At 69.7% G+C, this 13,692-nt stretch carries 10 protein-coding genes; all 10 read right to left on the bottom strand.

Translation table 11 applies throughout. From position 1 onward, the window contains the following. Positions 1-42 precede the first annotated feature (42 nt). The 10 genes from cheZ to FIU88_RS00485 all read right to left on the bottom strand — a co-directional run bounded on the left by cheZ (position 43) and on the right by FIU88_RS00485 (position 13,688). Entirely contained in the window at positions 43-732 is a 690-nt protein-coding gene (gene cheZ, locus FIU88_RS00530; protein WP_152477793.1) for a protein phosphatase CheZ, read from the bottom strand. Positions 733-774: 42 nt separating this feature from the next. Then, positions 775-1,164, bottom strand: coding sequence for a chemotaxis response regulator CheY (gene cheY, locus FIU88_RS00525; protein ID WP_152477792.1), 390 nt, complete (start codon positions 1,162-1,164; stop codon positions 775-777). 69 nt (positions 1,165-1,233) lie between these two features. Beyond that, on the bottom strand, positions 1,234-2,946 hold the full coding sequence (locus FIU88_RS00520) for a methyl-accepting chemotaxis protein (RefSeq protein ID WP_152477791.1): 1,713 nt from the start codon (positions 2,944-2,946) through the stop codon (positions 1,234-1,236). Positions 2,947-2,977: 31 nt separating this feature from the next. Then, the gene (locus FIU88_RS00515; protein WP_152477790.1) at positions 2,978-4,039 is read right to left on the bottom strand and encodes a chemotaxis response regulator protein-glutamate methylesterase; all 1,062 of its coding nucleotides are present in this window, start codon (positions 4,037-4,039) and stop codon (positions 2,978-2,980) included. Between the two features lie 108 nt (positions 4,040-4,147). Further along, entirely contained in the window at positions 4,148-5,017 is an 870-nt protein-coding gene (cheR, locus tag FIU88_RS00510) for a protein-glutamate O-methyltransferase CheR (RefSeq protein WP_152477789.1), read from the bottom strand. 1 nt (position 5,018) lies between these two features. Beyond that, on the bottom strand, positions 5,019-7,211 hold the full coding sequence (locus FIU88_RS00505) for a methyl-accepting chemotaxis protein (protein ID WP_152477788.1): 2,193 nt from the start codon (positions 7,209-7,211) through the stop codon (positions 5,019-5,021). An 86-nt stretch (positions 7,212-7,297) separates the two neighbouring features. Further along, entirely contained in the window at positions 7,298-9,040 is a 1,743-nt protein-coding gene (locus FIU88_RS00500; protein WP_253742643.1) for a methyl-accepting chemotaxis protein, read from the bottom strand. Between the two features lie 59 nt (positions 9,041-9,099). Beyond that, the gene (locus FIU88_RS00495; protein ID WP_152477787.1) at positions 9,100-10,710 is read right to left on the bottom strand and encodes a methyl-accepting chemotaxis protein; all 1,611 of its coding nucleotides are present in this window, start codon (positions 10,708-10,710) and stop codon (positions 9,100-9,102) included. A gap of 114 nt (positions 10,711-10,824) precedes the next feature. Continuing rightward, a complete protein-coding gene (gene cheW, locus FIU88_RS00490; RefSeq protein ID WP_152477786.1) occupies positions 10,825-11,322 on the bottom strand; it encodes a chemotaxis protein CheW in 498 nt (165 codons plus the stop codon). Then, positions 11,319-13,688, bottom strand: coding sequence for a chemotaxis protein CheW (locus FIU88_RS00485; RefSeq protein WP_152477785.1), 2,370 nt, complete (start codon positions 13,686-13,688; stop codon positions 11,319-11,321). Before FIU88_RS00485 ends, cheW begins: the two co-directional genes overlap by 4 nt. Positions 13,689-13,692: the final 4 nt, after the last annotated feature.

The following is a 13,692-nucleotide window of genomic DNA, read 5'->3' as shown; positions in this document are numbered from 1 at the left end:
TCATCGGCGATATCACCAGCGCGAACGGTGTTCGGCGATGGCTCAGAAGCCCAGCTGATCGAGCAGGTCGTCGACCTGATCCTGGTCGGCCACCACGTCCTCGGCCTCGGGCTTCATCTGCGGGCCGTTGAGCAGGCCGTCCTCGTCGCGCTTCCTGGCCTCGGCCTCGCGCTGATCGTCGGCGCGGCGCTGCATGCTCTCGCGCTCGCCCGGGGGCACGCTGTCGATCAGCACCTGCACCAGCTGATGCTCGATCTCGCGGATGACGTCCATCATCTTCTTGATCACCTGGCCGGTCAGGTCCTGGAAGTCCTGGGCCATCATGATCTCGAGCAGTTCCTTGTGGGTCGCCTGGGTCGTCTGCGGCACCTCGGCCAGGTAGCCGCGGGTGTCCTTGACCAGCTCGCGGGCCTCGTCGAGCTCCTTGGGCGCGGCGAACCACTCGGCCCAGCGTGCATCCAAGGCCTCGGCCTGCTGGCTGAGGTCGTCCTGCAGCGGCTGGGCGCGGTCGATGGCGTTGAGGGCACGCTCCGCCGCCTGCTCGGTCATGGTCGCCACGTAGCTCAGGCGGTCGCGGGCATCGGGGATCGCATCCGCCGCCCGCTCGATCTCCTTGTCCAGCCCCAGCTCGCGCATGCTGTCGCGCAGCATGCGCGTGAGATGGCCAATGCGCTGGACCAGCTCGTCTCCGTTCGCCTGATGGTCGCCAGGCTGCATCTCGGTGCTCATCATCGCCTCTCCTGCATGCCGGGCCCGCGCGGGCCCGGCCGGGTATCACATGCCCAGCTTCTCGAAGATCTTGTTGAGCTTCTCCTCGAGGGTCGCCGAGGTGAAGGGCTTGACCACGTAGCCGTTGGCGCCGGCCTGGGCGGCGGCGATGATGTTCTCCTTCTTGGCCTCGGCGGTGACCATCAGCACCGGCAGCTCCTTGAGATCGTCATCGGCGCGGATCTGCTTGAGCATCTCCAGGCCGTCCAGGTTGGGCATGTTCCAGTCGGAGACCACGAACTCGAAGCCGCCGGCCTTGAGCTTGCCGAGGGCTTCCTGACCGTCCTCGGCCTCCTCGACGTTGGTGAAGCCCAGCTCCTTGAGCAGGCTGCGCACGATGCGGCGCATGGTCGGGAAGTCATCCACCACCAGGATGCTCATGTTCTTGTCCGCCATCGGGGATCCTCTTCTTTCGCTAGTCGGGGCAGTTGCGTTGCGGGGCCGGCGGCGCGCCGCCGGCCGTGTTCAGAATTCTTCCCAGTCGTCCTCGGCCGTGGTCGCCGCCCGCGGGGCGGGACGGGACGGCTCGGGCCGGGATTGAGGCGCGGCCTCGGCGCGGGGCGCCGGCGCCTGACGGGGGGCAGCGGCCGGAGCGACCGACGGCAGGGCGGCGGATTCACCGCCACTCAGCCGGAACACCGACACGGCCTGCTCCAGGCGCGTGGCCTGGGCCTCGAGCTCGGCGGCGGCGGAGGCCGCCTCCTGCACCAGGCTGGCGTTCTGCTGGGTGACCTGGTCCATCTGGCCCACCGCCTGGCCGACCTGCTCGATGCCGTCGCTCTGCTCCTGGGAGGCCGCCGAGATCTCGTCCATGATGTCGGTCACCCGGCGCACCGAGGCGACCACCTCCTGCATGGTCGAGCCGGCCTGCTCGACCAGCGCCGAGCCCTCCTGCACCTGGGTCACCGAACCGTCGATCAGCGCCTTGATCTCCTTGGCCGCCTCGGCCGAGCGGCTGGCCAGCTGGCGCACCTCGCCGGCCACCACCGCGAAGCCGCGGCCCTGCTCGCCGGCACGGGCCGCCTCCACCGAGGCGTTGAGCGCCAGGATATTGGTCTGGAAGGCGATGGAGTCGATCACGCCGGTGATGTCGGCGACCTTCTGCGAGCTGCCGGCGATGCCGTGCATGGTCTGCACCACCTGCTGGACCACCTCGCCGCCGCGCTCGGCGGTGCTGGTGGCCTCCTGGGCCAGGCCGCTGGCCTGGCGGGAGTTGTCGGCGTTCTGGCGCACCGTGGCGGTGAGCTCTTCCATGCTGGAGGCGGTCTCCTCCAGCGAGGCGGCCTGCTGCTCGGTGCGCGAGGACAGGTCGGCGTTGCCGCGGGAGATCTCCTGGGCGCGACCGTGGATGGCGCCGCTGCCCTGGCGCACGTCGCCGACGATCGCGCCCAGCTTGCCCTGCATGTCGCGCATGGCGGCGAACAGCTGGCCGATCTCGTTGCGCCCCTGCACCCTGATCTCGCGGGACAGGTCGGCCTCGGCGATGCGTTCGAGATCGCTCACCGCCTGACGCAGCGGCAGCACCAGCAGCCGGCGCAGCGCCAGATAGATCAGCACCGTCATCACCCCCGACAGCGCCAGGATGAGCGTCCCGATCACGCCGAAACGACGCTCCATGGCGTTGTAGTCGGCCATCATGGTCTCGCCGCGGTTGCCGGCGTAGTGCACGAACTCGGTCAGCGATGCCTCGAGGGCGGCCTGCGGCTCCTCCATGCGCTGACGCAGCTGCGAGAAGGCCTGGGTGTCCACCCGATTGAGGTCCTGGTAGCCCTCGCGCATCAGCGCCAGCATGGCGCCGAAGTCTTCCTCGACGCGCGCGCCCAGCGCCTCGCCCCGGGCCGTGCGCGGCTCGCTGGCGTAGTTCTGGTAGCGCGCCTCGGCGCGATCGATCTGGTCCTGCGCCGCGGCCAGGCTGTCCTCGCCCTGGCTGGTGCGGCCCATCAGGAAGTGGCCGGACGCCGACTGGAGCTCGACCAGGGCGCCGGTCAGCAGCGCATCGGCGCGGTTGATCTCGTTGAGCTGCTCGACGTTGATCTGGTCGAGGGTGGCGAGGGTCTCGTTGGCCGTGCGGCTGGCCGTCCAGCCCAGGCCCGCCACCACCACCAGGAACAGCAGGAAGCAGGCCAGCACGCCGTTGACGACCCGGCTGATCTGGAAATTGCGCAATAGGTTTAGCATCGAGGCGACTCCTGAGCCGAAATGAACGTCCTTACACTCGCTGGGCGCGACCGGAGGCGGCGACCAGCTTGAGCAGCCGCGGCGCCACCGCGTCCAGCGCCACGACCTCGCCGGCGCCGCCCAGGGCGATGGCCTCGCGCGGCATGCCGAACACCACGCAGCTGGCCTCGTCCTGGGCCAGGGTGTGGGCGCCGGCCTGGCGCATCTCCAGCAGCCCGGCGGCGCCGTCCTTGCCCATGCCGGTCAGCAGCACGCCGATGGCGTTGCGGCCGGCCTGGGTCGCCGCCGAGTGGAACAGCACGTCCACCGAGGGCCGGTGACGGTTGACCGGCGGGCCGCCATCCAGGCGCGCCACGTAGTTGGCGCCGCTGCGCGCCAGCCTGAGGTGGGTGTCCCCCGGCGCGATGTAGGCGTGCCCCGGCAGGATGCGCTCGCCGTCCTCGGCTTCCTTGACCGTGACCTGGCACAGCCGGTCGAGGCGCTCGGCGAAGGAACGCGTGAAGCCACCGGGCATGTGCTGGGTGATCAGGATCGCCGGGCTGCCCGCCGGCAGCGGCTCCAGCACGCTGCGGATGGCCTCGGTGCCGCCGGTGGAGGCGCCGATGATGATCAGCTTCTCGCTCGACACCAGCGGCGCCTCGAGGGTCTTCGGCGCCGGCGCATCGCGGCGACGGGCGCGCTGCGGCCGCGAGCGCGCCGCCGCGCGCAGCTTCTCGGCGATCTCGTCGGCATAGGCCTGCATGCCGTGGCGAATGCCCAGCGACGGCTTGGCCACGAAGTCCAGCGCGCCGAGCTCCAGGGCACGCAGGGTCACCTCCGAGCCGGCCTGGGTCAGCGACGAGACCATCAGCACCGGCATCGGGCGCAGGCGCATCAGCCGCTCCAGGAAGTCGAGGCCGTCCATGCGCGGCATCTCGACGTCCAGCGTGATGACGTCCGGGTCGTGGCGCTTGATCAGGTCGCGGGCCACCAGCGGGTCCGGCGCCACGGCCACCACTTCCATGTCGGGCTGCTGGTTGATGATCTCGGTCAGCAGGTCGCGTATCAGCGCCGAATCATCGACGCACAGCACCTTGATCCTGGGGGCACTCAAGGGGGTCTCCTCTCCATGCTGGCGAGCGGCGAACGGCATGCCACCCCCGTCGCCGGCCAATGGGCTCACTATCGGCCGGCGTTTCTGGTTCTTTAACGCGCCCGTGCTTTAACGTGCCTGTCGCACGTAGACGGTCTGCCCCCGCAGCCGGAAGGCCTGGGTGGTGTAGGAAAAGTTCTCGGAATGCCCGGCGAACAGCAGGCCGTCGGGCTTGAGCAGCGGGGCGAAGCGTTCGAGGATCCGCGCCTGGGTCTGCTTGTCGAAGTAGATCATCACGTTGCGGCAGAAGATCGCATCGAAGGGGCCCTGGACCGACCAGGACGGCGCCAGCAGGTTGAGCGGCTGGAAGTCGACCATGGCCTTGAGCTCCTGCCGCACCCGGGCCAGCCCCTCGTGGGCGCCACGGCCGCGCTGGAAGAAGCGCTTGACCCGCGCCTCGTCGAGCTTGTGGATCTGCTCCATGGCATAGACGCCGGCGCGCGCCTTCTCCAGCGCCTCGGTGTCGATGTCCGTGGCCACCACCTCGGCGTCGCCGGCCCGCGAGCCCAGCGCCTCGGCCAGTGTCATGGCGATGGAATAGGGCTCCTCGCCGGTGGACGCCGCCGAGCTCCACACCCGTATCGGGCCACGCCGCTCGCGCACGTGGGTCGCCAGCAGTGGGAAGTGGTGCGCCTCGCGGAAGAAGGCCGTGAGGTTGGTGGTCAGGGCATTGGTGAAGGCCTCCCACTCACGGGCATCGGGCTGGCGCTCGAGACGCACCAGATAGTCGCCGAAGCGCGTCAGCCCGTGATGGCGCAGCCGCTTGGCCAGCCGACTGTAGACCATCTCCCGCTTGTGCTCGGCCAGCACGATGCCGGCCCGCTGGTAGATGAGCTGGCGGATGCGGGCGAAGTCCGCATCGGTCAGTTCGAGATCGCGCTCGAACTGGCCGCCGCCCGCCCAGCTTCCCGGCCCCGGGGAGGGCAGGTCTCGTGTCACGTTAGAATTCCTCCCATTCCTCCACGGCCGCTTGCTGGGCCGTGTTGGAGTGCGTCGTGACCGGGCGAGCGGAGGCCCGTGCCGGTTCGGACGCGGCGGATGCCGCCGGCAGCGGCTGATGCGCCGGGCCGCCACGACGCTCGGCCAGCGACGGGGCGCGCTCCATGCCGGCCCCGCGCAGGCGGAAGACGGCCACGGCCTGGGCCAGGCCGGACGCCTGCTGGTCGAGTTCGACGGCCGCCTGGGCGGAGGCCTGGACGCGCTCGGCGTTCTGCTGGGTTACCCGGTCCATCTCCATCACCGCCTGGTTGATCTGGCCGATGCCGTTGCTCTGCTCGGTCGAGGCCGCGGTGATCTCGCCCATGATGTCGTTGACCCGGGTCGAGGCCTCGAGCACCTCGGACAGCGAGCTCTCGGCGCGCTTGACCAGCTGGGCACCGCCCTCGATCTGGCGGGCCGAGCCGTCGATCAGCGCCTTGATCTCCTGGGCCGCGGACGCCGAACGGCTGGCCAGCTGGCGCACCTCGCCGGCCACCACGGCGAAGCCGCGGCCCTGCTCGCCGGCACGGGCCGCCTCCACCGAGGCGTTGAGGGCCAGGATATTGGTCTGGAAGGCGATCGAATCGATGACGTCGATGATTTCCGTCATCTTCTTCGAGCCTTCGGTGATCTCGCCCATGGTGCCCACCAGCTGCTGCATCAGCTCGCCGGTCTCGGCGGTCTGGGCGGCGTTGTCCGAGGCCAGGCCGCTGGCCTGCTGGGCGTTGTCGGAGTTGTGCTGCACCGTGGTGGTCATCTCCTCCATGCTGGAGGCGGTCTGCTGCAGCGAGGCGGCCTGCTGCTCGGTGCGCGAGGCCAGCTCCTCGTTGCCGGAGGCGATGTCACGGGCGGCCGGGGCCACGCGCTCCACGCCGCTGCTGACGTCGCCGACGATGCTGCCGAGGCTCTTGCGCATCAGCTCCAGCGCGCCGAGCATGCGCCCGACCTCGTCGCGGCGGCGGCGCGGCGGGGTGACGCCGAGGTTGCCGGAGGCGATCTGCAGGGTGAAGCCCTGGGCCTCGTTGAGCGGGCGAATCAGCGCGCGCAGCTGCAGCCAGCCCAGCACCACCAGCGCCAGCAGGCCCATGCCCAGCATCATCGCCAGCACCAGGGCCATGCGCTGCTCCGCCGCCTTGGCCCGCTCGGCCAGCGCCGTGGCCGCCTGCTGCTCCTCGGCGATCAGCGTGTTGACGACGCCGGAAAGCTCGTCGCCCCAGTCGCGCATCTCCTTGGCGTGGGGCGGCAGGTTGGTGAACACCTGGAAGTTGTCGTCGGAATTGAGCAGCGATACGGCCTCGCCCAGCCCGGCCTGGCGATAGTGGTCGAGCTCCTCGCCGAAGCCTTCGACCGCCGCCGACCGGTTGCGGTCGCCGCCGTGGAATGCCTGCCACAGGGTGTCGAGTCGCGCCTCGGCCTGCTCGAGGTCGGCGATCACGCCCTCACGCTCGTTGATCAGCTCGAAGGGCTCGCGGCTGGTCAGGGCCTGATGGCTCTGGGTCACCACCTGGCCGATCTGCTGCAGCCGCGCCACGTCCTGCAGGCCGTCGCTGTTGAGGGCCTGCAGGCGCTGGCCGGCATCGTCGATGCCGAACAGTCCCATGCCGCCGGTCACGCCCAGCAGCACGCCGGACACCAGTACCATGGCCACCATCTTGGCGCGCATGCTGCCAAGGTTCAGCCGGCCCAGCGCGCCGCGCAGGCCGCGCCGCTGGAGCTGCCCCTTGTCGAGGCGATAGCCGGTCCTGTGGCCCTCGCGCATGCGCGCATAGACCGCCTCGGCCAGCTCGATGTCGGCCGGATCGGCCTTGGTGCGCATGGAGGCATGGCCCACCACCTCGCCGTCCTCGAGGATCGGCGACACGCTGGCATCGACCCAGTAATGGTCGCCGTTCTTGCAGCGATTCTTGACCAGGCCGTGCCAGGTCTCGCCGGCCGCCAGGGTCTCCCACAGGTCCTGGAAGGCCGCCGGCGGCATGTCCGGGTGGCGTACCAGGTTGTGCGGTGCCCCGATCATCTCGTCCCTGGAGAAGCCGCTGACCTCGATGAAGGCCGGGTTGGCATAGGTGATGCGCCCCTTGAGGTCGGTGCGCGAGATCAGGAAGTGGTCGTCGTCGAGGACGACCTCCCGCTGCGTGATCGGCTGATTGTTTCTCATGTCTCTGTTCCCTAAGGCGTGCCTGAATCTGGCCATTTGTTATGGAGTTGGAGCGCCGCCGGATAACGCCGGCGGCGAACCGGCCTTCAGAAGGATTCCCACTCCTCGTTCGGATCCTGATCGCGGGGCGCCGGCGTCCGGGCGCTGCGATCCTGGCGCTGCGCGCCGTCGTCCCGACCACCGGCGGCCACCAGCGACGGCATCCAGCGCGCCAGGTCGTCCTGCCCGGCGCGGTCACGGCGCGGCGCCTCGAGGCTATCCGGCAGGCGGAAGCGGCCGGTGACGTCACGCAGCCGACCGGCCTCGGCCTCGAGCTGGGTGGCCGCGCTGGCCGCCTGCTGGACCAGGGTGGCGTTCTGCTGGGTCACCTGATCCATCTGGGTGACGGCGTCGTTGACCTGGGAGATGCCGTTGCTCTGCTCGCTGGAGGCGGCGGCGATCTCGTCCATGATGTCGCTGACCCGCTGCACGGCGGCGACGATCTCGGTCATGGTCTGACCGGCCTTGTCGACGCGGGCGGTGCCGGCCTCGACCTGGCTCACCGAGGCCTCGATCAGGCCGCGGATCTCGCTGGACGCGTCCGCCGAGCGTCCGGCCAGGCTGCGGACCTCCTCGGCCACCACCGCGAAGCCGCGGCCGTGCTCGCCGGCGCGGGCCGCCTCCACCGAGGCGTTGAGCGCCAGGATGTTGGTCTGGAAGGCGATCGAGTCGATGGTGCCGATGATCTCGGCCACCCGCTGGGAGCCGTGCTGGATCTCGTGCATGGTCGAGACCACCTCGCCGACCACCTGGCCGCCCTCTTCCGCGGTGCGCGTGGCCTCGACGGCGAGACGGCTGGCCTGCTGGGCGTTGTCGGCGTTCTGGCCGACGGTGGAGGACAGCTGCTCCATGCTCGAGGCGGTCTCCTGCAGCGAGGAGGCCTGCTGCTCGGTGCGCGACGAGAGGTCGTTGTTGCCGCTGGCGATGCTCTGCGAGCCGGCGTAGATCGACTCCCCGCTGGACCGCACGCTGCCCACCGTCTCGGCCAGGCCCCGCTGCATCTCGTCCAGCGAGCGGTAGAGGCGGCCGATCTCGTTGTTGCCGCACTGCGGGATCCGCTGGGACAGGTCGCCTTCCTCCATGCGTTCGAAGTAGCCGACCAGCCGGCCGAGCGGGCGGATGACGTTGGCCGTCACGCCCCACATCACCACCGCGATGGCCAGGGCGGCGATCGCCAGCACGGCGATCATCAGGCCCTCCACCAGACCCGACAGGCTGAAGAAGTCCTCGTAGAGGGCCGCGCCGTTGGCCTCCGACGCCTCGAAGAAGGCCACGGCATCGGCGTAGAAGCCCTCGGTGAAGCGGTCGACGTCCTCGCTCAGGTCGGCGAAGGCCTGGGCGCTGCCCTCCTCCAGCGCCTGTTGCTGCGGGCGGAGCCCGTCGTTCATCAGCGCGCCGAAGCTCTCCTCGATCGGCGCGATCAGGGCGCCCTGGCCCTCCTGGCGCGGCAGCGCCAGGAAGTCCTCGAAGGTCGCCTCGACCTCGTCGAAGGTGGCACCCAGGGCGGCCGCCTCGGCCTGCACCGACTCGCGCTCCTCCGGCCATACCGCCTGACCCAGGCGGGCATGCAGGCCGCGCAGCTCCGTCTGCGCGAACAGCATCTGCGCGTTGGTGCGGTTGAGGGTGGACTGCTGGTCCACGTTGACCTCGTTGAGCGTGCGCAGCGAGGCCTCGCTGTAGCGCACCGCGTAGAGCCCCAGGGCACTGAGCACCAGGATCAGCACGGCAAACAGCGCCAGCACCAGGCTCCAACTGACCCGCACGCTCATGTTGTCGAGTAGCTTCCTCACCACACACTCCCTTTCTCTGGAGGGGCGACCCCTGCCGCCCCGAATCACGAATATCGCCGTCAGGCCATCGCCGGCTCGGTCTCGCGCGCCGAGGCCGAGGGCGCGGGGGGCGCCTCATCGCCGGCCTGAGCCGCGAAGCGGAAATGGGCCACCCGCTCGCGCAGCCCCCGCGCCCGGGCCACCAGCCGCCGCGAGGCATCACCGTTGCCCTCGACGAGGCCCGCGTTCTGCTGCGTCATGCGATCCATCTGGGTGACGGCCTCGCCGACCTGCTCGATGCCCTGACGCTGCTCGCCGGTGGCGGTGGAGATCTCCTCCACCAGGCCGGTAAGACGGCGGATGTCATCCACCATCCCGACGATCACCTCGTCGGTCTCCTTGACCCGGCGGTTTCCCGCCACGACCTGGTCGTCGGCGCGCTCGATCAGCGCCTTGATCTCCCGGGTCGCCTCGGCCGAGCGGCTGGCCAGCTGGCGCACCTCCTCGGCCACCACGGCGAAGCCGCGGCCCTGCTCCCCGGCCCGGGCCGCCTCCACCGAGGCATTGAGCGCCAGGATGTTGGTCTGGAAGGCGATCGCGTCGATGGTGTCGACGATGCCGGTCATCTCGCTGGCGCTGGCATTGATGGCGTCGATGGCGCTCACCACCTCGGCCATCGCCTGGCGCCCACGCTCGGCGCCCTGGGCGGTCTCGCCGGCCACCGCGCGCGCCTGGTCGGCGTGTTCGGCGTTGTGGCCCACGGTGGTGGTCAGCTGCTCCATGCTCGAAGCGGTCTCGGCCAGCGCCGCGGCCTGCTGCTCGGTGCGGGTGGACAGCTCGTCGTTGCCCTCGCCCAGCGCCTCCACCTCCCGATGCACCGCGTCGCTGTCGCGATGGATATCGCCGATGATGCCGGCCAGGGCCCGACGCATGCGCTCGATGTCGAACAGCAGGCTGCGCTGGTCGCCGCCACGCAGGCGCACCTCACGAGTCAGGTCGCCGTCGGCGATGGCCCGCACCGAGGCCGCGGCGTAGCGCGGATCGCCGCCCAGCGCACGGGTCACGCCGCGGATCACCCAGCCCATCAGCAGGCTGACCGGCACACCGATGATCAGCAGCGCCAGCAGCGAGCGAGCCAGCGAGGCCATGAAGGCGGCGTTCACGTCGTCGATGTAGACACCGGTGCCGATCGTCCAGCCCCAGGGCGCGAAGCGCTCGTGGTAGGACGACTTGGGTATCGGCTCGCTGCCCTCGGTATGCGGCCACAGGTAGTCGACATAGCCGTCGTCGCTGGCCACGTCCTCGGCGAACTCGCGGAACAGAATGCGACCCTCGACGTTCTCGAAGTCGCCGACGTCGGTGCCCGCGGCCAGGCGCGGATGGCTGATCATCGAGAAGTCGTCGTCGAAGACGTAGAGATAGCCGCGGCCCTGGTCGTACTGCATCTCCCGGAGCAGTGCCGCGGCGCGGGCCCTGACCTCGTCCGGGGCGATCTCGCCGGACGAGGCCCGCTCGGCCTGGCCGGCGATCAGGCTCCTGGCCAGGTCGACGGTGTCCTGGAGGGCGCCGCGGCGCTCCTCCAGCATGGTCTGGCGGTTCTCCCAGGCGCTCCAGGCCATCATCAGGCCCATGGCGAGCCAGATGATGCCCAGGGAGGCCCACAGTTTTGTTGTCGTTGTCAGCTGGCGCACGCGCTACCTCGCGATCGGGTCGTTGTTATCGGCGCCGTCCTCTGGCGATGGCGGGAGCGCCATCCCGGCGCTCATGGTTCCCGTGGTCTGGCGTTATGGCCTCGGCGTGTCGGGTCATTCGCTCACGGTGTCGACCAGCGCCATCTCCTGGCTGGTCAGCAGCTTGTCGATGTCCACCAGCACCAGCATGCGGTCCTCGAGGCTGCCGAGGCCGCTCAGGAAGTCGGAGGACAGGGTCACGCCGAACTCCGGCGCCGGCTTGATCTGCTCGGGCGTCAGGGTCATGACGTCGGAGACGCCGTCGACCACGATGCCGACGATGCGCTCGCCGACGTTGAGCACGATCACCACGGTCTGGCCGCCGTACTCGACGCTCTCCAGGTGGAACTTGATGCGCAGATCGACGATCGGCACGATCACGCCGCGCAGGTTGGTCACGCCCTTGATGAACTCGGGCGCGTTGGCGATGCGGGTAACGTTCTCGTAGCCGCGGATCTCCTGCACCTTGAGGATATCGATGGCGTATTCCTCGTCGCCCAGTGAAAACACCAGGAACTCGCGGTTCTCGGCCTCGGTGGCGGCCAGCGCCGCTTCGGTGGTCTCGATGCTCATGACGGCTCTACCTCCTTGGGATTCAGGATCGTGGTCGCGGCGGCGGAACGGGCACCGCGCCGCGCTTCCTTCTTGGCTCGGTTGAGGCGGTGCAGGTCGGTGATGTCGAGGATCAGCGCCACGCTGCCGTCGCCGAGGATGGTCGCCGCGGACACGCCGGGGACCTTGCGATAGTTGGTCTCGAGGTTCTTCACCACCACCTGCTGCTGGCCGATCAGTTCGTCCACCAGCAGCGCGTAGCGACGGCCCTCGCCCTGGACGATCACGGCGATGGTCTCGGCCAGCTCGGTCCTGGCACCGGTGACGTCCAGCGCCTCGTGGACGGGCACCACCGGCAGGTACTCGTCGCGCACCTTGAGCACCACGTCGTCGCCGGCCATGGCGTAGAGGTCGTCGGGGCTCGGCTGCAGCGATTCCAGCACCGCGGACAGCGGCAGGATGAAGACCTCGCCGCCGACCTTGATCGACATGCCGTCGAGGATCGCCAGGGTCAGCGGCAGCACGATGCGGATGGTGGTGCCCTGACCGGGCTGGGACATGATCTGGACGTTGCCGCCCATGCCCTGGATGTTGCGCTTGACCACGTCCATGCCGACGCCGCGGCCGGAGACGTCGCTGACCTCCTGAGCGGTGGAGAAGCCCGGGGCGAAGATCAGCTGCCAGACCTCGTCGTCGCTCATGCCGTCGGAGACGTTGAGCTCGCTCTCCCGCGCCTTGGCGAGGATCTTCTCGCGGTTGAGGCCGCCGCCGTCGTCGATCACCTCGATCAGGATGTTGCCGCCCTGGTGCTTGGCCGACAGCGTCAGCTTGCCGGTGCGCGGCTTGCCGGCGGCCTCGCGGGCGTCCGGCGACTCGATGCCGTGGTCCAGGCTGTTGCGCACCAGGTGGGTGAGCGGGTCGATGATGCGCTCGGTGAGGCTCTTGTCGAGCTCGGTGGCCGCGCCCTCGGTGACCAGTTCGATGTCCTTGCCCAGCTTGCCGGCGGTCTCGCGCACCACGCGGGGGAAGCGGCTGAACACGAAGTCCATGGGGATCATGCGCACCGACATCACCGCTTTCTGCAGGTCGCGGGCGTTGCGCTGCAGCAGGTTCATGCCGTTGTGCAGGCCGCTGTGATTGACGTTGTCGAGCTCGCTGACGGTCTGGTCGAGCATCGACTGGGTGATGATCAGCTCGCCGACCAGGTTGATGATCTGGTCGACCTTCTCCACCGAGACGCGGATCGAGGAGGACTCGCCGCCGCCGGCCTTGGCCTTGGGCTTGCCTGCCGCCGGCTTGGGCGCTGCTGGCCTGGCGGCTTCCTGTTTCGGGGCGTCCTGCTTGGACGAAGCCGGCTCCGCCTTCGGCGGCTCCGCGGCCGGCGACGCGGCGGCCGCCGGAACGCCGGCCGCCGGAACGCCGGCCGCCGAAGCGTCGGACCTCTCCACCTTCAGCTGGTCGGCGTCGACGATGAAGCCCATCACCGCCTCGATGTCCTCGGCGCTGACCGAGGTGGAGAGCGTGACCCGGTAGCAGGCCTCGTCCCCCGACTGGGCCTCGATCGTGCCGAGCTGCCCGAGTTCCTCCAGCAGCTGGGCGCGATCCTTGTCGCCGACCTTGAGCAGCGACACGGTCAGCCGGCGCTCGCCGGCGGCCGATGCATCACTCGCCGCGGCTTCGATCTTGAGCTGCTCGGGCTCGACGATGAAGCACATCACCGCCTCGATGTCCGCGGCGTCGACCGAGGTGGCGAGCGTCACCCGGTAGCAGGCCGCATCGCCCGCCTGGGACTCGATGGTGCCGAGCTGCTCGAGCTCCTCGACCAGGAGGGCGCGATTCTCGTCGCCGACGTTGAGCAGCGAGACCGTCAGGCGACTCTCGCCCTCCTGGGACGACGCCTCGGCGGGCGCCGGCTGGGTCTCAAGAGCGGGCTCGGGAGCCGGAGCAGGTGCCGGCTCGGCGGCCTTGGGGGCCGACTCACCGCCGTCCAGCGACTGGCCGATCTCCTCCAGCGCCAGGCGCTTGAGGGTCTCGCAGATGCGGGCGAAGGCCTCCTGGTCGGGCTCCTCGCCGTTGCGATAGGCGTCCATCTGGTCGTGCAGCATGTCCTTGGTTTCCAGAAAGGTGTCGACGATATCCCGGCGCAGCGTCAGCTCGCCCTGGCGCGCGTGATCCAGCAGGTTCTCGAACAGGTGCGTGGTGCGCTGCAGGACGTCGAAGCCGAAGGTGCCGGCGCCGCCCTTGATCGAGTGCGCCGCCCGGAAGATGGCGTTGAGCTGCTCGGCGTCCGGGTCATCGACGTCGAGCTCGAGGAGATGGCGTTCCATGTCCGCCAGCAGCTCCTCGGCCTCCTCGAAGAAGGTGTCATAGAAATCGGTGATATCCATGCGG

This window comes from Halomonas sp. THAF12 (genome assembly GCF_009363675.1).
In the GTDB taxonomy this organism is placed as follows: domain Bacteria; phylum Pseudomonadota; class Gammaproteobacteria; order Pseudomonadales; family Halomonadaceae; genus Halomonas; species Halomonas smyrnensis.
The sequence above is the reverse complement of the archived record's forward strand: the minus strand, read 5'-3'. Positions and strand labels throughout refer to the sequence as shown.

What these genes read in the sequence shown, in the direction of transcription:
- cheZ (WP_152477793.1), bottom strand. Translation starts at nt 732, where the DNA reads ATGATGAGCACCGAGATGCAGCCTGGCGACCATCAGGCGAACGGAGAC.
- cheY (WP_152477792.1), bottom strand. Translation starts at nt 1,164, where the DNA reads ATGGCGGACAAGAACATGAGCATCCTGGTGGTGGATGACTTCCCGACC.
- FIU88_RS00520 (WP_152477791.1), bottom strand. Translation starts at nt 2,946, where the DNA reads ATGCTAAACCTATTGCGCAATTTCCAGATCAGCCGGGTCGTCAACGGC.
- FIU88_RS00505 (WP_152477788.1), bottom strand. Translation starts at nt 7,211, where the DNA reads ATGAGAAACAATCAGCCGATCACGCAGCGGGAGGTCGTCCTCGACGAC.
- cheW (WP_152477786.1), bottom strand. Translation starts at nt 11,322, where the DNA reads ATGAGCATCGAGACCACCGAAGCGGCGCTGGCCGCCACCGAGGCCGAG.
- FIU88_RS00485 (WP_152477785.1), bottom strand. Translation starts at nt 13,688, where the DNA reads ATGGATATCACCGATTTCTATGACACCTTCTTCGAGGAGGCCGAGGAG.